General features: G+C 70.0%; 17 protein-coding genes. 10 read left to right on the top strand and 7 right to left on the bottom strand.

Features of this window, described 5'->3' with window-relative positions; genetic code table 11:
• Nucleotides 1-52: 52 nt before the first annotated feature.
• Entirely contained in the window at nt 53-1,264 is a 1,212-nt protein-coding gene (locus FB453_RS21550; protein WP_186718422.1) for a low temperature requirement protein A, read from the bottom strand.
• Nucleotides 1,265-1,603: 339 nt separating this feature from the next.
• On the opposite strand from FB453_RS21550, the gene FB453_RS21545 reads away from it, so the two are divergent.
• Nucleotides 1,604-2,314: an OBAP family protein gene (locus FB453_RS21545; protein WP_145792822.1), complete on the top strand. Its 711-nt coding sequence runs from the start codon at nt 1,604-1,606 to the stop codon at nt 2,312-2,314.
• A 148-nt stretch (nt 2,315-2,462) separates the two neighbouring features.
• On the top strand, nt 2,463-2,621 hold the full coding sequence (locus FB453_RS34305) for a hypothetical protein (protein WP_167457571.1): 159 nt from the start codon (nt 2,463-2,465) through the stop codon (nt 2,619-2,621).
• Between the two features lie 107 nt (nt 2,622-2,728).
• Here the strand turns inward: FB453_RS34305 and FB453_RS21540 are convergent, their stop codons facing one another.
• Together FB453_RS21540 and FB453_RS21535 are read right to left on the bottom strand one after the other, a co-directional pair.
• Nucleotides 2,729-3,802, bottom strand: coding sequence for an aromatic acid exporter family protein (locus FB453_RS21540; RefSeq protein WP_486480364.1), 1,074 nt, complete (start codon nt 3,800-3,802; stop codon nt 2,729-2,731).
• A 202-nt stretch (nt 3,803-4,004) separates the two neighbouring features.
• Nucleotides 4,005-4,901, bottom strand: coding sequence for an SDR family oxidoreductase (locus FB453_RS21535; protein WP_112734819.1), 897 nt, complete (start codon nt 4,899-4,901; stop codon nt 4,005-4,007).
• A 298-nt stretch (nt 4,902-5,199) separates the two neighbouring features.
• On the opposite strand from FB453_RS21535, the gene FB453_RS21530 reads away from it, so the two are divergent.
• Entirely contained in the window at nt 5,200-6,285 is a 1,086-nt protein-coding gene (locus FB453_RS21530; protein WP_145792820.1) for a branched-chain amino acid aminotransferase, read from the top strand.
• Between the two features lie 55 nt (nt 6,286-6,340).
• On the opposite strand, the gene FB453_RS21525 is transcribed toward FB453_RS21530, so the two are convergent.
• Nucleotides 6,341-7,570 carry a PucR family transcriptional regulator gene (locus FB453_RS21525; RefSeq protein WP_112604182.1) on the bottom strand — a complete coding sequence of 410 codons (1,230 nt, stop codon included), beginning with the start codon at nt 7,568-7,570 and terminating at the stop codon, nt 6,341-6,343.
• 255 nt (nt 7,571-7,825) lie between these two features.
• Here FB453_RS21525 and FB453_RS21520 point away from each other — a divergent pair, with 255 nt between their 5' ends.
• From FB453_RS21520 to FB453_RS21495, 6 genes are all read left to right on the top strand, one after another.
• Entirely contained in the window at nt 7,826-8,743 is a 918-nt protein-coding gene (locus tag FB453_RS21520; RefSeq protein ID WP_145792816.1) for a dihydrodipicolinate synthase family protein, read from the top strand.
• A gap of 178 nt (nt 8,744-8,921) precedes the next feature.
• On the top strand, nt 8,922-10,967 hold the full coding sequence (locus FB453_RS21515) for a M6 family metalloprotease domain-containing protein (RefSeq protein WP_486480363.1): 2,046 nt from the start codon (nt 8,922-8,924) through the stop codon (nt 10,965-10,967).
• A gap of 85 nt (nt 10,968-11,052) precedes the next feature.
• A complete protein-coding gene (locus FB453_RS21510) occupies nt 11,053-11,487 on the top strand; it encodes a hypothetical protein (protein WP_112604180.1) in 435 nt (144 codons plus the stop codon).
• Complete coding sequence (locus FB453_RS21505) at nt 11,484-12,062, top strand: TlpA disulfide reductase family protein (protein ID WP_145792814.1); 579 nt, start codon at nt 11,484-11,486, stop codon at nt 12,060-12,062. Before FB453_RS21510 ends, FB453_RS21505 begins: the two co-directional genes overlap by 4 nt.
• Before the next feature lie 128 nt (nt 12,063-12,190).
• The gene (locus FB453_RS21500; RefSeq protein WP_145792812.1) at nt 12,191-14,086 is read left to right on the top strand and encodes a CocE/NonD family hydrolase; all 1,896 of its coding nucleotides are present in this window, start codon (nt 12,191-12,193) and stop codon (nt 14,084-14,086) included.
• Between the two features lie 171 nt (nt 14,087-14,257).
• A complete protein-coding gene (locus FB453_RS21495; protein WP_145792810.1) occupies nt 14,258-14,965 on the top strand; it encodes a TetR/AcrR family transcriptional regulator in 708 nt (235 codons plus the stop codon).
• 125 nt (nt 14,966-15,090) lie between these two features.
• On the opposite strand, the gene FB453_RS21490 is transcribed toward FB453_RS21495, so the two are convergent.
• Nucleotides 15,091-16,176 carry a hypothetical protein gene (locus FB453_RS21490; protein ID WP_145792808.1) on the bottom strand — a complete coding sequence of 362 codons (1,086 nt, stop codon included), beginning with the start codon at nt 16,174-16,176 and terminating at the stop codon, nt 15,091-15,093.
• A gap of 244 nt (nt 16,177-16,420) precedes the next feature.
• Between FB453_RS21490 and FB453_RS21485 the strand changes: the two genes are divergently transcribed.
• A complete protein-coding gene (locus FB453_RS21485) occupies nt 16,421-17,623 on the top strand; it encodes a low temperature requirement protein A (protein WP_145792806.1) in 1,203 nt (400 codons plus the stop codon).
• Between the two features lie 14 nt (nt 17,624-17,637).
• On the opposite strand, the gene FB453_RS21480 is transcribed toward FB453_RS21485, so the two are convergent.
• Nucleotides 17,638-18,318, bottom strand: a complete 681-nt coding sequence (locus FB453_RS21480; protein WP_145792804.1) for a GOLPH3/VPS74 family protein — start codon at nt 18,316-18,318, stop codon at nt 17,638-17,640.
• Nucleotides 18,315-19,034 (bottom strand): ABC transporter permease, encoded by a 720-nt coding sequence (locus FB453_RS21475; RefSeq protein ID WP_145792802.1) that lies wholly within the window; start codon nt 19,032-19,034, stop codon nt 18,315-18,317. The genes FB453_RS21480 and FB453_RS21475 overlap by 4 nt, the downstream gene beginning before the upstream one ends.
• Nucleotides 19,035-19,060: the final 26 nt, after the last annotated feature.

The raw sequence follows: 19,060 nt of genomic DNA, 5'->3' as shown, positions 1-19,060 counted from the left end.
GTTGGGGAGTGGCCGGGTCGGACAGCGGCGGCGAACCCAGGGACGCCCGTTTTCAGCTCGCGGGGGAAGGCTTCTCGGGCGGCTGGTGGGCGGCGCGGCGGGCGTCGGCGACAGCGACACCGAGCAGCACGAACGCGGCCACGACGGAGGCGGTCAGCGGCGGGGCGTGATGCAGCGGCCCGGCAGCCGCCGCCAGTGCGGCAATGGCGACGACCCGGCGGATCGACAGCCGGTTGAACACGATCCGTTCCAGCCGGATGCGGCCGTAGAGGAACAGGGCCGGACCGCCGAGGATCATCGCGAGCCAGACTGGTTCCGGCCGGTCCGCAGGGTGTTCGAGGACGATCTCGTAGCCCACGGCGGTGGTGACGATGCCAACGACCATGACGACATGGGCGATGCCGGTGGCGCGGCCGGCAGCAAGCCGGTCCCGGGCGGCGGCGACCGCCTCGGCGAGGACCTGCCCGGACCGGTAGAAGTAGATCCGCCACAGCAGCACTGTCGACAGGTACGCCACCACCAGCGTCGCCCAGGTGGACGTGGTGGCCGGTAGGTCGGTGAAGGTGATACCCACGGCCAGGACGGTCTCGCCGAGGGCGATCATCAGCAACTGCTGGTAGCGCTCCGGCAGGTGGTGGCCGCTGTCCATGGCCCAGGCGCTGACCGGTGGTCGGGCCCGGCCGTAGACCGGCCATCGCAGTTGAGCGGCCACGATGTCCACGGTAACGGCGATTGCCCAGAGGGCGGCTCTGGCGTTTCCACTGACCAACGCGCCGGCCACCCAGATGCCCGCGCCGGCCGTGCACCACGCCACCGATCTCGCGTAGAGATCGCGGAGGGCGTGCCCGTGCAGGCTGGGCAGCAGGATCAGTGGACGGACGCAGTGCAGGACCACGTAGGGAAGGACGAACGACCAGCCCTTGCCGGTGAACGCATAGGGCAGGGACGAGGCCATGACCAGCAGGCCGAAGGCGCTGGCCAGCACCACCCATTGGATCTTGCGGCGGCGGGGGTCGAACCAGCTGGTGATGTGCGCGGTGGTGATCCACAACCAGATCAACGGCAGGGCGAGCACCAGCAGGTAAGCCAGCGAACGCCACTGCACGACGCGATCGACTGCCGTGGCGTCCCGTGCCACCCGGGTCACCACTCCGGAGAGGGCGAAGACCAGCACCAGGTCGACGAAGAGTTCCAGGAAGTTCGCCTGTCGCACGTCCTCGCGGCGTTCCAGGAGATCCCGTCCGCCACCTCCCGGAAACCCCATGCCGCCCATGCTGGCTCCCGCGGCACTGCCTCGACGTCAGGTCGGCCGTCCATCACACGGTCGAAGCAGGGGTCGGGCTGGCACGGTTTCGTCGGCCGGGACCGGGTACGTCACCGGTGTAACCCAGCCACCACCGGCCACCTCCGACGACCCGTCAATCTTCGCCGACCTGGTAACTCGCGCCGCCGCCACGGCGGGGTAGGTCCGGCCGGCGCTGTGGTAGCACACGGCGGAGAAGAGGAATACCCGAACGCGGGGCGGCACCCCGAAAACGCGGAAGCTGGTCCTCAGCCCACCTAGCCTGCTGAAGACGACACGATCCTGGCGAAGGAGTGATTGATGCAACGGCGCCCGAGCCCGGTACGACCGCCGGGAGAGTCGACGAGCCTGTGGCACCAGGGGTTGTCGCTCGGCTCCAAAGCCCTTCAGGAGACGACGCCGCTGAAGGGCTTCGATGCCTACGTTGTCGGGTTCCACCCCGCCAAGGACGACCCGTCGATGCAGATGGAGGCGCATCACTACTGCCGTCAGGTCAACGACGACTTCCTGCAGTGCGTGCTGTTCGACGGCAATACCGCCGAGGCCAACCTCATCGGCGTCGAGTACATCGTCTCCGAACGGTTGTACGGGACGCTGCCCGAGGGCGAGGGCAGGTACTGGCACCCGCACAACTTCGAGGTGCTCGGCGGCTCGCTGATCGCCCCGGGCCTGCCGGAGCCCGCCGAGCGGGCGCTGATGGCGATGTTGATGAACAGCTACGGCAAGACCTGGCACACCTGGCACACCGGTCGCCTCGACACCGGCCCAGGGGACACGCTGCCGTTGGGCGAGCCGATGCTGATGTGGTCGTTCAACCGCGATGGGCAGTGTGATCCGGCCCTGGAGCAGCACCGCAATCAGGCCATGGACGTTGACCGCGCCAAGAAGCGCGCCTCCCGGTCTGAGCTGGTTGAGCACGCACATCCCCAGGACGGGGTGGCGCTGCTCGACGACGCATTCCCGGACAGCACCCCGCTCCCCGGCGCGGTGGACCGGAGCACCGGACGGTAGTCCACTGCTCGACCTGTTCGCGTCCGCAACGCCCGACAAACCGCCTGGCAGGTGCCGGCTGAGGCAGTTTGCGCTCCCAACCGACGGGAAGGCGATGGGCGACGGGGGCGCGGAGCCGCCTGCGCCACGACACCACGGGGAGGGTGACATGGGTGACCGGGATAAGCTGCACGATCTTCGCCAACAGGCCCACGACGCGGGCATCGAGGGTAACTCCAAGATGACCGAGGACCAGTTGCGTGATGCCCTGCGCAAGGTCGGCAAGGGCGAGCGGCCCCAGATGGCCAAACACGACGCCAAGCGATGACGAATGCGGCGGTGCCGGCACCCTCTCGGGTGCCGGCACCGCACGCGTTCGCAGCATGCTGGCTGGTTGGTAGGTCCCGGCGGGTCGGCGCGGCTACGAGTCGATGGTCACCCTTCGGCGGAGGCCGCCTGTTCCGCGTGACGTGCTGTCTGCCGAACCTGCCGATTCGCCTCGTCCGCCGAGCAGCCGGTTGCCCTGAGCAGATCACTGGCCGTCACCCGGATTTGCGTGGCGGTGGTGACACCGAAGTTCTGCAAACCGGTGGCCATGGCCCGGCCGGCTTCGTCCGCGGCTTGCAGGGCATGGCGTCGAGTGCGCTCGTGGGGCTTGTCGGCCCGTGTCTCCCGGTGCAACTGGCGAATGGCCTCGGCCAGGGCGGCGACGGCGTCGGGAAGGTGGCCGGGCAGCTTTTCCTGATACTGGATCATCGTGGCTGACCGTCGGGCCAGCGCTCTGCTGTCGTCGATGACCCGAACCAGGTAGTTGACACCTCGGTCGTAGTGTTCGACGTGGCGCCGCCAGTGCCACCGGGCCGGTGCGACAGTCACCACCTCTTCGGCGCCGCTGAGGGCTTCGCGGAGTCGTTCCACATCCGGTCCCATGGCGCGGAGTCCGTTCAGTGCCTGTCTCGCGCGGTTCCGGTCGCTGGTGCGCATCGCCGTCTCGATGTCACACAGGTATGCGGCAAGCGCGTCGAAGGCCGGCGCGGCCGCGCGGTGCATGACGCGCATGGGGTTCAGGGGTAGCAGCAACGCCACCACGACCAGGCCCACCACGCTGCCGGTGACTGCGTCGACGACCCGGGGTAGTTCCAGATTCCGTTGGCTGGAGGAGAGCGTGGCGATCAGCACGGCCGTACCGCCCACCTGACTGACCACGGTGCCGCCTCGGCCCACGAGGCCGAGGGCGATGGCGATGGCGAAGGCGACGATGATGCCTGTCTGCCATGCTCCGGTGCCGATGAGCCGGACCAGTCCGTCGCCGATGGCGATGCCGAGCCCCACTCCGACAAGCAGTTCGACGGTGCGCCTTGTCCGCTGGCCGATCGCCGCCGCGATGGTGCCCACCGCCGCTGTCGGTGCGAAGACGGGGTTCGGATTACCCAACAGGTCGTGCGCCAGCCACCAGGCGAGTGCCGCCGCGAGTCCTGCCTGCACCGCGATCAGCCCGATGATCTCCATTTGGCGCCGCCGCAGCCGCCCCACCCGACTTCCCCGACGTCGGGTACCGGCGGTCAGGCTCCGGATGCGGCCACCCACCGCGTCGAGCGGTGCCTGATCACCGGATTCGGATCGGGAAGCGGCCACGTGGCGGACTACCCGTCACGCCGTCTCTCGAACCAGGCCACCGGCCGTCGGGAGGTGCTGCACTCACCGCCGGCGATCAGGGGGTGGGCATGCCACCGGTCGCACTGAGCGTCTCCCCGATGACGTAACTGGCCTCCTGGCTGGCGAGGAACACGAATGCCGGGGCCATTTCCGCCGGCTGCGCGGGACGTCCCAGTGGGGTCTGTGCACCGAACTGCTTCAGCGCGGAGGCCGGTTGACCACCGACGACCTGCAGTGGAGTCCACACCGGACCGGGTGCCACGGCATTGACCCGGATGCCCTTCGGTGCGACCTGTCGGGCCAGGGATTTCGTGAAGGTGTTGATGGCCGACTTCGCTGCGGCGTAGTCCAGCAGGATGGGTGCCGGCTCGTACGCCTCGACCGAGGTGGTGTTGATGATGGCACTACCGGCCGGCATCTGCGGCACCGCCGCCCGGCAGAGCCAGAACAGAGAGTAGACGTCCGTCTTGAACGTCTCGTCGAACTGCTCGGTGGTGAGGTCCGCGATGTCCGGGACCTCCTGTTGCTTGCCCGCGATGTTGGCCAGCACGTCCACCCCGCCGAACTCCCGTCGCGCCGTCTCGATCAGTTCGGTGCAGTACGCCTCGTCGGTGACGTCGCCCGGCATGGTCACCGCCCGCTGCCCGGCGTCCTCGATCAGCTGGACCACCTGCTGAGCGTCCGGTTCCTCCTCAGGTAGGTAGGAAAGGACGACGTCGGCGCCCTCGCGGGCGAAGGCGATGGCCACGGCTCGACCGATGCCGCTGTCGGCACCGGTGACCACGGCCTTGCGCCCGGTCAGCCGGCCGGTGCCCCGGTAGCTGTGCTCACCGGCGTCCGGCTGCGGCCCCATCTGCTGTTGCAGGCCCGGCCCCGGCTGCTGTTGGCTGAACTCCGGCCCGGACTTGGGGTACTGGGTGGTCGGGTCGCGCATGACGTATTGATCGGGCATGTGTGCCGCCTCTCGGGTCATCGGCGTCCGAGTCCGCCGATTACCCGGGCGGTAGTCCGCCAACCATTCGCCGTTCGACCACCGCGGTCCAGAATTCCGTCACCTCGGCGGCGGCCTCGTCGTCGAGCTGGATGCCGGTGCGATGCGCGATCTCGACGAAGCGGGGCGGCAGCTCGGCGGTCTACGACCGGCGACAATACGGTCGGTATTCTGCACCGGTCATCCGACAACCTTCCCCTGCGTGTTCGTTCTCGGTGACCTGAGCGCCCAGGGATGCGGCCATTGAGAGGACCCGGCGATGAGCCTGTCGTTCCCGTTGCACCAGAATCCGAGCCCAGCGAGCGCGCAGCGGCGAGCCGAAATCATGGCGAATCCGGGGTTCGGCACGTACTTCACCGACCACATGGCACGGGCGGTGTGGAGACCGGACGGCGGCTGGCAGGACTCCGAGATCATCCCCTTCGGTCCGATCCTGATGCACCCGGCGGCGGCCGTACTGCACTACGCCCAGGAGATCTTCGAGGGGATGAAGGCGTACCGGCACGACGACGGCTCGATCTGGTCGTTCCGGCCGCAGGCCAACGGCGAGCGCTTCGCCCGGTCCGCCCGGCGGCTGGCACTGCCCGAACTGCCGGTGCCGGACTTCATGGCCTCGGTCGAGGGGCTGGTCCGCGCCGATCAGGTGTGGGTGCCGGACGAGGACGAATACAGCGTCTACCTGCGGCCGTTCATGTTCGCGTCCGAGCCGTTCCTGGGGGTCCGCCCGGCGAAGGAGATCACCTACATGGTGATCGCCTGCCCAGTCGGCGCGTACTTCTCCGGTGGCGTCAAGCCGGTCTCCATCTGGCTGTCCACCGAGTACACCCGGGCGGCGCGGGGCGGCACGGGCGAGGCGAAGTGCGGCGGCAACTACGCCTCCAGCCTGGCGCCGATGGTCGAGGCCGCCGAGCACGGCTGTGAGCAGGTCTGTTTCCTGGACGCCGCCGAGGGCCGTTACGTGGAGGAACTCGGCGGAATGAACGTCTACTTCATCACGGCGGACGGCCGGATCATCACCCCGGAACTCGGCACGATCCTCGAGGGCGTCACCCGGGGGTCGATCCTCATCCTGGCCAAGGATCTCGGCCTGGAGGTCGAGGAGCGCCCGGTGGAGATCCGGGAATGGCAGGAGGGCGTGGCCTCCGGCGCGATCACCGAGGTCTTCGCGTGTGGCACCGGCGCGGTGGTCACGCCGGTCGGGCGCCTGGTCTGGGAGGGCGGCGAGGTGACGGCCCCGAAGGCCGGCGCCGAGGACTCGGTGACCATGCGGCTGCGCCGCCATCTGCTCGACATCCAGTACGGCCGGGCCGCCGACCCGTACGGCTGGATGACCCGCCTCGTGTGACGAGGACCGTCCAGCCGCGCGGCTGCCGGTGGTGGTACCACGGGCGCCGGCGGCGTCACGGCGTGCGGTAGTCGCCGCTGAGCCGGCCGAGCTTCATGGCCAGGTGCAGGCACAGCCGTTCGTTACCGTCCTTGAGGTCGGTCCCGGCGAGCTGTTCCACCCGTTGCAGCCGGTAGTAGAGGGTCGTCCGGTGCAGTCGGAGCTTCTCGGCGGTCGCGTGCGCGTTGCCCGCCAGGTCGAGGTAGGCCTCCAGGGTCTCCAGCAGCACCTGGTGAGCGTCGTCGCGCAGCAGCCGCTCCAGCCCGGGATGGACACCGGCGACGTCGAGGTGCTGGCTGTCCAGCTGGGACAGCACCCGGTAGATGCCGAGGCCGGCCCAGGAGACGACCCCGCCCAGCGCGGGCAGTTGCGTGCCGACCCGGGCGGCCTGCGCGGCCTCCTGGTAGGACTCCACCGCGCTGGACAGCCCGGCGCGGGGCTGGCCGATCCCGGTTACCGTCCGGTCCACCGAGGCCAGGCCCCGGGTCGCGGTGCCCAGCGCGTCGTTGAGGTGCCCGGCGGAGGCTTCCGGCGAGGGCCGGCCGGCGACCCGGTCGCCGCAGACCAGCAGTACGCCGTGGTCGTGCCAGACCAGGTGCAGCGTCTCCCGTACGCCGATCCACCGGCGGGTGGTGACCAGGGCCTGTTCCAGGGCGATCCGGGCCACCTCGTCGGGCTGCCGCCCGGCGGCCGGCACGAGCTGGGCGACGAGCGCGACCGTCGATCCGTCGGCGACCACCACGCCCTCCTCCAACAGCGCCCGCGCCGCGTGCTCGCGCGCCTGCCGGCTCTCCACCAGCAGGGTGCGGGTGGCCTCGGTCTCCCGCTGTGAGGCGAGCTCACCGAGCAGGTTCTCCCGGTACAGGGCCAGCGACAGGTCGGTGAAGGGGCCGGTCGCGGTCGCGATGTCGGCGTCGGTCATCGAACCGTCCGCGTCGATGAACCAGACGAACCCGAGCAGCAGGTCGTCGTGCCGGATCGGCACGCAGACCCTCGCCAGCAGGTCCAGCTCGGCGCACGCGGGAGTGCGGACCGGCGCGTGCGCCGTGAGCACCCCCATGCCCCGGAACCAGGCGATCACCTCCGGCGTCGTCTGCCGGCGCAGGATCGACGTCCGGCGGACGTCGTCCATCGGGCCGTCGTGCTCGCTGTAGGCGACCACTCGCTGTCGCCGGTCCTCGATGAGGGCGGGGCGCCCCACCCGGGCGGCGACGGCGTCGACGATTCGCTGGAGCTCACCGTGCATGTAACTCCCCAGGTTGCGCTGCGTGACAGGGATCGCGCGACCGCCAGTCCTTACCCTCCGGTGCGGGTGGGTCATCGCGCAAGGTCCACTGTCGAAGTCACGACAAAAAGACGGGCGGCGTCGCGACTGTTCCGGCATCTGTCCGAAGACCGGGGGCGACAGACGTTCCTAGGGTTCCGGTACGGATCGCACCAGCGCCGCCGCGCACGGTCCGGGCGGGATGACGGGCGGCGCCGGTGGGGAGGGGATTGCCGAGTGGGAACTGGTAGGCCCTGGCGGGGCGTGCTGGTCGCCATCACCACGCCGTTTCGCGCCGACCTGTCGGTCGACTTCGACAAGCTCCAGGAACACGTCAGTTGGCTCGCCGCCGAGGGGTGCCACGGGGTCGCGCCCTGCGCGTCGATGGGGGAGTACCGGGCCCTCTCCGACGACGAGCGGGCCGCCGTGGTGAGGGCGACGGTGCAGGCCGCGCCGTCCGGCTGCGCGGTGCTGCCCGGCGTCGGCGGCTACGGCAGCAGGCAGGCCCGCCGGTGGGCGGAGCAGGCCGCCGAGGCCGGCGCCAACGGCGTGCTCGCACGGCCACCCGACTGGCCCGCCGCCCGCGCCGCAGACGTGGTCGCCCACTACCGGGAGGTGGCGGCGGTCGGCCTGCCGGTGGTCGCCCACAACGACCCGTACGACTACCGGTTGGACCTCACGCCGGACCTGCTGGCGACCGTCGCCGAGATCGACGGGATCGTCGCGGTCAAGGAGGTCACCGGCGACGTACGCAGGTTGCACCGCCTGCGGGACCTCTGCCCGCACGTCGACGTGCTGGTCGGCGCCGACGACGTGGTGCTCGAACTGGTGCTGTGTGGCGCCACCGGATGGGTCGCCACCCTGCCCAACGCGCTACCCCGCCAGGCCGTGCGCCTGTACGAGCTGTGCGTCGCCCGCGACCTGGGCCGGGCGCTGCCGCTCTACTCGGAGCTGCACCCGATCCTCGGCTGGGCCTCCCGGCCGGAAGCCGTGCAGGCCGTCAAGCTCGCCATGGAGTGCACCGGACGGTTCGGTGGGCGGTGCCGCCCACCACGCGGACCCCTGTCCGGGACTGCCACCGACCGGGTGCGCCGGGACGTGCTGCGGGCCCTCGGGGCAACGGCCGATCCGGCTTCCGGGGCCGGCCCTGGCTGATCCGCCGGTGGGCGCCGGTCATTCAGGTGTCGGAAGTCGCCGGCCCACCTGCCGACATCTGCACAGTGACCGGCACCGGCCCGTACTCCTAGATTCGCTGCGCGGCCTGCTGACAGATGTTCCACGGCACCCCCACCGGGACGCCAGCGCCGCGTTCCCTCCGACGAGAGGTGGTTCCGTGCACCGTGCTACCCCCCACCGCACCCGACTGAGGCGGGCCGTGCTGGCCGCAGCCGTGGTGACCACGCTCGTGGCGACCGGCGCGGCGCAGGCCGCCGCGGCACCGGCCAACCCGGCCGGCGGTACCGCGCCGTTCCAGGTCCTCGACCCGCAGGCCTGGCAGAACCCGGACACCATGACCTGGAACGACTACAAGGCCGTGCCCGACAAGAACTGGGCCGACCCGAGCGTGTCCGGCTCGGTCCGCAACTTCAAGATCGCCCTGGTGGCGCTCGACTATCCTGACGAGACGTTCGCGGTCTCCCAGCGGGCCCGCTCGACGGTCTTCGGCAACCCCCAGTCCGTCGCGACCAACATTCCCCGGGCGGACGTGCCGAAGTTCTACCAGGACTTCCTGAACACCCCGAACACCCTCAACAAGGGTCACACCCTGCACGAGTACTGGATGCAGGACTCCAACGGCCGCTACGGCGTCGACCTCACCGGGTTCGGGCCGTACCAGGTGCCGTCCAAGTCCTACCAGTACGGGCTGGACAACGGGTTCAACCCGGGCGCCTGCCCGAGCGGGGACGTGTGCGGCAAGAACATTCGCACCGACGGCCTGGGCGCCTGGCGGGCCGCCGTCGGCGAGGAGGTCGCCAACCAGTACGAACTGGTGTTCATCCTCAGCGCCGGCCAGGACGAGTCGTCGACCTGGCAGGAGTTCGGGCAGATGATCTTCCAGAACAAGGAGGACGTGCCGGACGCCTGGGGCCCGCCGGACCCCAACCTGCCGAACTGGGCGAAGACCCGCTACGTGGACTGGACCTCGTGGAAGGCGGCGGCGACACTGTGGCCGAACGCCGGCGGCGGTTCCTCGACGCAGGGGGAGAGCTCCGGCATGGGCGTCTACGCCCATGAGTTGACCCATCTGCTGGGCATCGGCGACAACTACAACAACCCGTACGGCGAGCCGCTGCGCAGGGCGTACACCGGGATCTGGAGCATGATGTCGCGCGGGTCGTTCAACGGCCCGGGTGGTCCGCACACCCGCTGGCAGATCCCGCCGACCAACGGCGGCTCGATGGGCTCGCTGCACACCGTGCGGGACAAGCTCAAGATCGGCCTGCTCGGTGAGGAGCACGTGCTGCGGCTGTCGCGGGAGTCGCTGGCCTCCTCGGGCCTCGTGGTCGCCCAGGTCACGGCCCGGGCGGTCGACGCCGGCCAGAAGGGCCTGAGCGGCGTGAACATCGCGTTGAACAAAGACCTGTCGCCGACGTGTGGTGTCACCACCGACCCGTTGTGCGACGGTGGCAACTTCAACAACTACACGGTCGAGGTCGTTGACCGGATGGGCGCGGACTCCTTCACCCCGGACAGCGGCGTGCTGGTCAGCAAGACGAAGAACGCCGACAGCGCACCGTTCCAGTGGGTGGTGGACGCCAACCCGCAGGACATCGACATGATCGACTTCTACCGCCCCGACGGCACCCCGCAGAAGATCACCATGGGTGACTACCGGCAGCTCTCCGACGCGCTGTTCCACGCCGGCGCGGACACCGGCAGCCAGTACGAGTACGTCGACGAGGCCAACCGGCTGCACTTCTACATCATCGACCTCAAGCGGGACTCGGCCGGCTCGCTCTCCTACACCGTGGCGGTACGTTCGCTCGACGGCACCGGCGGGCCGAGCACTCACGGCGTGCTGCTCGGCAAGGGCGAGGTGAACGGCGGCGGCAAGCCGACCAACCGCGGGGTGACCTGCTCGTTCGAGTTGACCAACACCGGTTCCTACTCGGCCGGCGGGCAGCAGCACCCGGAGGACGTCAGCGCGTACCTGAAGTCGGACGTCTACCGCCTGTCGGCGGAGGTGGCCGGCAAGGGCTGGCGAACCTGGCTGCCCAACCAGCTCGCCACCGCGCAGTTCGGCAAGGCCACCACGGTCAAGGTCTCGGTGGGTGCCACCGCCGCCGCCGCGAACACCGGTTTCGTGAAGCTCACCGCGACCTCGGAGAGCGACCCGACGAAGACGGTGACCAAGCAGTGCCGGGTCGAGAAGTCCTGACCGACGCCCGAGGTTGACCCCGTTCCTGCCGGGTCCGTGGCGGCCTACCGCCGTGGACCCGGCAGGCGGACGGAAGGAGGATGACGTGCGGCGAAGCATCACGACTCTGCTGCCCCTGCTGCTGGCCGGCGCGACCGGCTGCGGCACCGTCGGCGCCGCCCAGGAGGCGGTCGATCCGACGACCGTCCGGGTCCTGGTTCGCGACATCAACATCCGGGCCGCAGGCGTGGACTGCGCCGGCACCGGTCCGTACCAGCACTTCCACAACCGGGCGCCGTTCCGCGTGCTCGACCCGGACGGAGCGGCACTGGCCAGCGGGCAGCTGCCGGCGGGGACCGCGGTGGCCGCCTTCGCCGAGGATCTGGGGGTCGAGCGCCTGCCCACCTACTGCGAGTTCGCCGTCGGAGTGCGCGTGCCGCAGCGGACCTCCTATCGGCTGGAGGTGGACGGCCGCCCGGCGCTCGACCTGACGCCGGACAGCAGCGAGGGCCCGGCGCTGGTGGCGGTGGTCCCGTCATGAGGCGGGCACTCCTGCCGTTGTTGCTGGCCGCGGCGCTGCTGGGCGGATGCAGCACGCCCGAGCCCGAGCCCGCGCCGGCGCCCGCCGGAGGGGCGGCTGCGCTACCCGGGCCGGTCCCCGCCGACCTGGCGCTGCGCCCGGCGCCCGGCACCGCCCCGGCCGCCCCGGCGTTCACCGGCGCGCTGACCGACGGCACACCGTTCGCCGCCGCCGAGCTGTGGGCGCAGCGTCCCGTCGTGCTCACCTTCTTCAGCTCCTGGTGCACCACCTGCGCCAGCAGCCAGGCCGCGCTCAGCGAGCTGGCCCGCAGCTATCGGGACCGGGTGGTCTTCGTCGGCGTGGCCGGCACGGACCAGGCCGACGAGGTCCAGGACTACCTCCGCGCTCACCGGGTGGAGTACCCGGTCGTCCTGGACGACCAGCAGACGATCTGGCGTTCGTACGCGGTGCGGGAACCCCCGGCCGTCGTGCTGGTGGCCAAGGGTGGCGCCCTGCTCCGCGGCTGGCCGGGTGGGCTGGACGCCCCGACACTCGACCGACGGCTGCGGGAGCTGGTGCTGGCCGACCAGCAGTAGTCCCGTCGCGCAGGCACCTCGGTGCGGCCCGCGTCGAACCACACCCGGTGAAGTTCCTACACGTGCAGATGGTGGTGCAGGCCACCGGCTCGTAGCGTACGCAGCCTCGGACACATCAAGGAGACTGCATGCCTACAGTGGGAACGCGCTGGCGCACGGGCGTGGCCGTACTGTCCGCGACTGTGCTCGCCGCCCTCGGCGCGGCGCCGCAGGCGCTGGCGGCGGACGGCCCGCCGTCGATCGTCGTTCAGGACGGCGTCACCCAGCCGGTGTTCGGCTACGCCGACGCCATCAGGGAACGCCTGTTCATCGACTCCACCTTCGACAGCGACAACGACGGTCTGCGCGACATCATCGCGTTCGACCTGATGCGGCCGGCGGCCACGGCGCAGGGGCTCAAGGCCCCCGTGGTGATGGACGCCAGCCCCTACTACTCGACGGTCTGCCGGGGCAACGAGTCCGAATGCAAGGCGGACCTCGACGGCGACGGGCTGCTCGACAAGTGGCCGCTGTTCTACGACAACTACTTCGTGCCGCGCGGCTACGCGGTCATCCTGCTGGACATGGTCGGCACCAACAACTCCACCGGCTGCCCGACCACAAACGCCAACCAGGACAACCTGAGCGCCAAGCAGGCCATCAACTGGCTCAACGGCCGGGCCACCGCCCGCAACGCCGCCGGTGAGGTCGTCAAGGCGGACTGGCACAACGGCAGGACGGGGATGATCGGCAAGTCGTACGACGGCTCGCTGGCCATGGCCACGGCGGTGACCGGCGTGAAGGGCCTGACCACTGTCGTGCCCATCAGCGGACCGACCGAGTACTACGACTACGTGCGCAGCAACGGCGTGGTCACCCGTGGCAACAGCTACGTGGCATCGCTGGCCAACACGGTCACCAACCCCGAGCGCCGGGAGTACTGCAAGCCGGTGCGCGACGCGATAGGCGCCGCCGACGGCGACGAGCACGGCGACTACACGGCCTTCTGGAACGAGCGCAGCTACGTCAAGAAGGTCCCCAACGTCACCGCCAGCGTGCTGCTCTACCACGGCCTCAACGACGACAACGTCCGGCCGGACCACTTCAGCAAGTTCTGGTACGCCCTGGCGGAGAACAACGTGCCGCGCAAGCTGTGGCTGTCGCAGGAGGGCCACGTCGACCCGTTCGACTCGCGCCGCGCGGTGTGGGTGTCGACGCTGCACCGGTGGTTCGACTTCTGGCTGCAGAACGTCGCCAACGGCATCATGGACGAGCCGCGGGTGGACCTGGAGCGGTCCGCCGACGTGTGGGAGACCCACGCCGACTGGCCGATCCCCGGCCAGGCGGACACGGAGGTGTTCCTGCAGCCCGGCACCACCGGCGCGGGCGGTCTCGGGCTGGTGCCCACCGCGAAGCCGGCGACCGGGGCGTTCCAGGACAGCCGCACGCAGAGCCAGAACACCATGATCCTCAACCCGGACGTGGTGCAGCCCAACCGGCTGGCCTTCCTCTCCGCGCCACTCTCCGCGCCGCTGCACATCTCCGGCACACCCACCGTGCAACTGCGGGCCTCCGCCGACCAGACCGACACCAACCTCGGGGCGATCCTGGTCGACTACGGCACCGACGAGCGGGTCGCGCACCGGGCCTCGGGCGAGGGGATCATCACCCTGACCGCTGAGGACTGCTGGGGCCAGAGCAGCCCGACCGACGACGGCTGCTACAAGCAGACCACGAAGCGGGTGGCCACTGCCGACTACGAGCTGGTCACCAAGGGCATCATGGACGCCCAGAACCGGCAGTCGATCCGCGTCGCCGTGCCGCTGGTGCAGGGGGAGTCGTACAACTTCAGCTTCCCGCTGCTGCCGGAGGACTATGTCTTCAAGCCCGGCCACCGGATCGGCGTGATTATCGTGGCCAGCTACCCGCAGTACTCCAGCCAGGCGGACACCACCGCCGCGAACCTGCAGGTCGCGCTGAAGAGCAGCAACATCGTCCTACCCGTGGTCGGCGGTACCGCCGCCGCGCACGCCGCCGGTCTCTGACCGGCTGACCGGCGGGCCGCCACGAGCGGCTCGTCACCGGGACGGCCCGGCGATCAACCCTCCGCGGAGGGCCGACGATCGTCGGGCCGTCCCGCTGCCGACACCTGGCCAACCTCGCCGGGGAAGCCACCACCAGTGGCGACGCTGCGCGAACGAGGTCTCGTTGAACCCATGCGGGGCGTCGGCACCGTGGTCGCCGCCGCTGGTGCGGGTAGAGCACCCGACCCCGACCGCGAGCAGGTGGTCGCCGCCGCCGTGGCCATCGCAGACGCCGAAGGGCTGCACGGCCTGTCGATGCGCCGGCTCGCCGGCCAGCTCGGCATTCCGACGATGGCGATCTACCGGTACGTGGCCGACCGGGAAGAGCTGGTGCTGTTCATGATCGACAAGGTCATGGCCGACAACCCGCCCCCGGCCCTCACCCCGGACCACGACGGCTGGCGGGTCTGCCTGGAGGCCTTCGCCCAGTTGCAGTGGGCGATGTACCGTCGGCACACCTGGCTGGCCCAGGCACTCTCCTTCACCCGGCCACTGCCGGCCCCGCACGCCATGGCCCACACCGAGTGGGCGATGCGGGCCCTGGACGGGCGCGGGCTCGACCTGAACGCACAGTTCACGGCGGCGGTGACGGTGGCCAACTACGTGCGCGGCACGGCGGTGAACCTGGCCGAGGAGGCGCAGGCCGAGCAGGACAGCGGCCTGACCGACACCCAGTGGATGGCGGCCCACGGAGAACGGATCGGTGCGGTCCTGGCCGACGGGCGGCTCCCGCTGATGGCCCGCTTCATCAGCGCCGACGACATGGTCTGGAGCCTGGACACGCTCTTCGAGTTCGGCCTCCAGCGCCTCCTCGACGGCCTCGCCCCGCTCCTGCGATGACGGAATCCGCCTCGCGCGCGGCCACGACGACCACCGGCACCGCGGGCTCAGCCTCGCCGCGAGAGTGCTGGCCCTTGACCGCGCCGGCAGCAACGGAAAACCGCCACCGCCGGCGCGGCCCGACGTCAGAGCCGGGAGGTGAAGGTGGCCAGGAAGCGGTGCGGGGTGACGACGCCGGCGTTGTCAAAGCAGATGACGTCGACGTCGGCGTTTGTGGTGTAGGTCCAGGGTTGGGTGAGGTGGCAGTAGTTGCTACCCGCGCCCTGCGCCACCACCTGGACGTGCGTCTCCTTGAGGCCGACCTGCGGGAAGGTCGCCAGGTAGCGGCCGGCGGGCGCCAGCGGTGCCACCGTGTTCGCACCGACGCCGAGCACCGAGTTGTCGTTGGTCGGCCCGCCGACGGCGGTACCCAGGTAACCGAAGTACGAGGGCGGGCCGAGGGAGCCGATCACCGGCCGCCGACGGTGGTACGAGAGGACGAAGTCGGTGTTGATGAACGCGCCGGCCTGGTCGTAGCAGAAGACGTACACCTGCACACCGGTGCCGACCGCGCTCCAGGAGTTGACCTTGCAGCGGCGGGGACCGGCGTTCGGCTGCACTGCGGTGACCTGCACGTTGCCGGCGAGCAGCCCGGCCAATCCCACCCCGGGCAGCCGCACCAGGTACTGCCCGACGCCCACCGGCCCGGCAGTGTTCACCACGCCGGTGGAGTTGTACGACTGCGCCACCAGGCCGCTGCTCCACTGCACGTACGCGTGGGCGGTAGCGGCCGGCAGCACGCCCGAGCTGGTCGTCCAGAGCACTGTGAACGGAGTGTCATCGCGCGTGCCGCCCGGCTTGTGGCACTGCACGTCCACGATCTCGTCGGCGCCCGACTGGAACCAGCGGACCACCTCGCAGTAGTGACCGGTCCGGTTCACCGGGGTCACGTGCGGCACACCCCGTGAGCTGGCACCTATCTGCGGGAATCGGACCTGGAACCGGCCGGGCGCGAGCTTGATGCCGTCGGCCCAGGCGGCCGGGAACGCGGTCTTCCAGCTACCCCATTGCCGGCTGGTGTCCAGCACGGTCCAGGCCGGCACTGTGGGGTCCTTGACGTACGCGAAGCCCCAGCGGTCGGCGGTGGCCGCCGCGGCCGGCGCCGGCGGCGCGAGCGCGCCGGCGGCCAGGACGGCGGCCAGTGCTGTGGTGACGAACGATCGGAGACGCATCTGTTCCTCCAGTCGACGGGAACATGTCGGAGAGGAGTGTGCGCGTAGTGATCCGATGGTCACAGTCGGCTACATCGTGCTCTGGTGTCGGCTGTCCGCTACCCGTGACCGAACTTCTGAGCAGTGCCTCGACATCGGCGCGCCTCGGGTCTGCTGCGCCGGCGTTCTTCGGGTATCGACTCGACGACCTGCCCGGCGTGGTACCAATACCCAGAAAGGCGAAGCCGGCAGGAATGGGCGGCCCATGTCGACAAGGGCAGCAGCGCTGCTTCGAAAGCCTGGGCAACCGCAACGACCGAGCCTTCTGGAACTCTTCTTCGACCTGGTCTTTATCTTTGCCCTCAACCGGGTTTCGCAGCGGCTGGTCGAGGAGCTCACCGAGCAGCGAGTCGTCCTCATCGAGGCTGGCGAGACGCTGTTGTTGCTGCTGGCCTTCATGGTGCTGTGGTTCGTCACGGCGTGGGTCACCGACCTCTATGATCCGCAGCGGCCGCAGCTTCAGGTGCTGGTCTACACCGCCATGCTCGGGGCGCTGGTGATGGCAGTCGCGGTGCCGCAGGCGTTCGGGGACAGAAGTCTGGCCTTCGCCGGCGCGTACGTCGCCGTCCACATCGTTCGTGGGCTGGTCATCGTGCCGATACTGCGTGGCCACGAAGCCCAGCGCCGAGCGGCTGGAGTGTTCTTCTGGTTCACGTTGTCGGCCGTGCCCTGGATCGCCGGCGCGATCGTGACGGATTGGGCCCGCAGCCTGTTGTGGACGCTCGCGATCGCCATCGACGGCGCGGCACTGCTGCTGTTCTACCCCGCGCCGTGGTCCCGCCCCACCCAACGGCGGTGGCCCGTCCTGGCCGAATACCTGTCTGAGCGCTACCGACAATTCTTCATCATTGCGCTGGGCGAACTGATTCTGACGACCGGCTCGGCCTACAGCGACACATCGTTCCGGCAGGGCGGAGCCGCGGCGGCCTTCGCGGTTTCATTCATCACCACTGTGCTGCTGTTTCGCGTCTACGTCTTCAGGGCGGGTCAGTTGTTGCCCGAAGCCATCAGAGCCGCCGCTGAGCCGGCGCACCTCATCCGGGAGGCTTTCCTCGCGCACGTACTCATGGTTGCCGGGATTGTCGCCGTTGCCGTCGGATACGAAATCGTGATCGAACATCCGTTCGGGCACACCAACGCCGCGTGGATCCTCGTTGTCCTCGGCGGACCGATGCTTTTCCTGATCGGGCGAGCCTTGGTGGAACATGCCGTATTCGCCAGGGTGTCCCACTCCCGGATCATCGGCGCTCTGGCGCTTGCCGGCGCCTCGCCGTTCATGATCCTTCTGCCGCCGCTGGCCGTGGCCGTCACCGCCGTCATCGTCCTCGGCGGCATCGCCGCTTCCGACGCCGCCCACGCCAGGGGAAGACCGCCCGAACGGCCGCACCCGGCCAACTCCAGGCAGTGAGCGGCGGACGCGCCCTAGTTTCGAGGAAGCACGGTGATGGCCACGACGGCGCTGTTGACGACGGTGGCCGTCACGGTGCGGGTCACGGCCGCCGCCGCGGCGTCGGCACCCCAGTTGCCCCGCTCGAGTTCCCTGGCTCGGCTGATCACCGGTGACGTCCACGGGATCTCGCGGTGGAACTGCGGGAGGGTTCCGCTCGCCGAGAGCAACGCCGCGAGCGCCGCGACACGGGCCTGCGGCTCCGCGCCGTCCACGAGGACCCGACGAACGTCGGCGAGCAGGCGGGCCCGTCGTTCGGTCCTGCCCTCCCGCAGGGCCGTCGTCCGGAACAGGCCGAGCACCTTACGGGGCTCCTGGTCGATGTCGCCTCGCGCGATGAGCCGCTTCAACACCGGCTTGCGCAGGGCGGGACCGATCGCGGCCAGGGCCGTCTGCACCCCCCTCGGTTTCTCGGCGAGGTAGTCCCACGCCGGGCGCAGGAGACCATCCGATGGTGGGTGACCCGACACGCTCCTGAGCCGCTCCCGGTCCGTCGTGGTCAGGTGATCGCCGAGGGCGAGGTCTGCGAGGACGGCGCCGCCGAGGACGTAGAAGAGGGTGTTCTCTCCCGCGATGGTCCCGGACCGGGGTTGGAACAGGAGCAGCAGGAGATCTTCCACCAGGGTCGGCGCGTCCGACCGGGCTTCGGTGGTCATCGGCGGGGCTCCCAGCGGAAGAGTCGGCTGGCCAGGGCGACGGCGACGACGACCCAGCCGAGCGTGGGCGCGAGCAGGAGCAGGGAGTCGGTCACGGCGACGCCGCCGTTCCAGGCGTTCATGGTCAGTTCGGTGGCCGCGCCACCGGGCAGCAGCCGCTTGAGCCAGGCGAGGTTCTCGGTGCCGGAGATTCCCACCCAGCTGGCCATGGCGATCACGCCGAGGGTAACGGGCAGGGTGGTGACCTGGGCGTGTTCGGGAGAGTTGGTCAGCCCGGCCGTGGCCAGCGCCAGGCCGATCATCATGGCCACGGTCGCGAGGACCGCCACCACCAGGAGGGCTACGTTCGCCGGTCCGCCGGCGACCACGGCCAGGGCGGTCAGGATCGCGGTCACCTGCACCACGGCGAGAAGAAGTACGGGCAGCAGCAGGCCGGCGAGGATGCCGGCGTCGCTTTCGGCGGTGGAGCGCAGCCGCTTGAGGAAGAGATTCTGCCGCCGGGACGCCAGGGTGGTGACGGCCGTGGCGTAGAGCCCGAACGCGGCCACCGTGAACACGACGATCGCGGCGATGTAGCCGAGGCTCCCGATGGCGGCGTAGGTCTCGTGCTGACGGACGAAGAACGCACAGACCGCGACCGGGATGATGAGGCTGGTGATCAGCACCAGCCGGTTGCGGAAGATCTGGATGAGTTCGCTGGACGCGATGGACAACACGGTGAGGCTCCTCGCGGAAGATAGAA

The organism is Micromonospora sp. CNZ322 (assembly GCF_007827755.1).
This window is presented reverse-complemented; position numbering and strand designations above follow the sequence as displayed.

What these genes read in the sequence shown, in the direction of transcription:
- FB453_RS34305 (WP_167457571.1), top strand. Translation starts at nt 2,463, where the DNA reads ATGGGTGACCGGGATAAGCTGCACGATCTTCGCCAACAGGCCCACGAC.
- FB453_RS21525 (WP_112604182.1), bottom strand. Translation starts at nt 7,570, where the DNA reads ATGCACGGTGAGCTCCAGCGAATCGTCGACGCCGTCGCCGCCCGGGTG.
- FB453_RS21495 (WP_145792810.1), top strand. Translation starts at nt 14,258, where the DNA reads ATGCGGGGCGTCGGCACCGTGGTCGCCGCCGCTGGTGCGGGTAGAGCA.
- FB453_RS21500 (WP_145792812.1), top strand. Translation starts at nt 12,191, where the DNA reads ATGCCTACAGTGGGAACGCGCTGGCGCACGGGCGTGGCCGTACTGTCC.
- FB453_RS21550 (WP_186718422.1), bottom strand. Translation starts at nt 1,264, where the DNA reads ATGGGGTTTCCGGGAGGTGGCGGACGGGATCTCCTGGAACGCCGCGAG.
- FB453_RS21480 (WP_145792804.1), bottom strand. Translation starts at nt 18,318, where the DNA reads ATGACCACCGAAGCCCGGTCGGACGCGCCGACCCTGGTGGAAGATCTC.
- FB453_RS21505 (WP_145792814.1), top strand. Translation starts at nt 11,484, where the DNA reads ATGAGGCGGGCACTCCTGCCGTTGTTGCTGGCCGCGGCGCTGCTGGGC.
- FB453_RS21535 (WP_112734819.1), bottom strand. Translation starts at nt 4,901, where the DNA reads ATGCCCGATCAATACGTCATGCGCGACCCGACCACCCAGTACCCCAAG.
- FB453_RS21490 (WP_145792808.1), bottom strand. Translation starts at nt 16,176, where the DNA reads ATGCGTCTCCGATCGTTCGTCACCACAGCACTGGCCGCCGTCCTGGCC.
- FB453_RS21530 (WP_145792820.1), top strand. Translation starts at nt 5,200, where the DNA reads ATGAGCCTGTCGTTCCCGTTGCACCAGAATCCGAGCCCAGCGAGCGCG.
- FB453_RS21485 (WP_145792806.1), top strand. Translation starts at nt 16,421, where the DNA reads ATGTCGACAAGGGCAGCAGCGCTGCTTCGAAAGCCTGGGCAACCGCAA.
- FB453_RS21545 (WP_145792822.1), top strand. Translation starts at nt 1,604, where the DNA reads ATGCAACGGCGCCCGAGCCCGGTACGACCGCCGGGAGAGTCGACGAGC.
- FB453_RS21540 (WP_486480364.1), bottom strand. Translation starts at nt 3,802, where the DNA reads ATGGAGATCATCGGGCTGATCGCGGTGCAGGCAGGACTCGCGGCGGCA.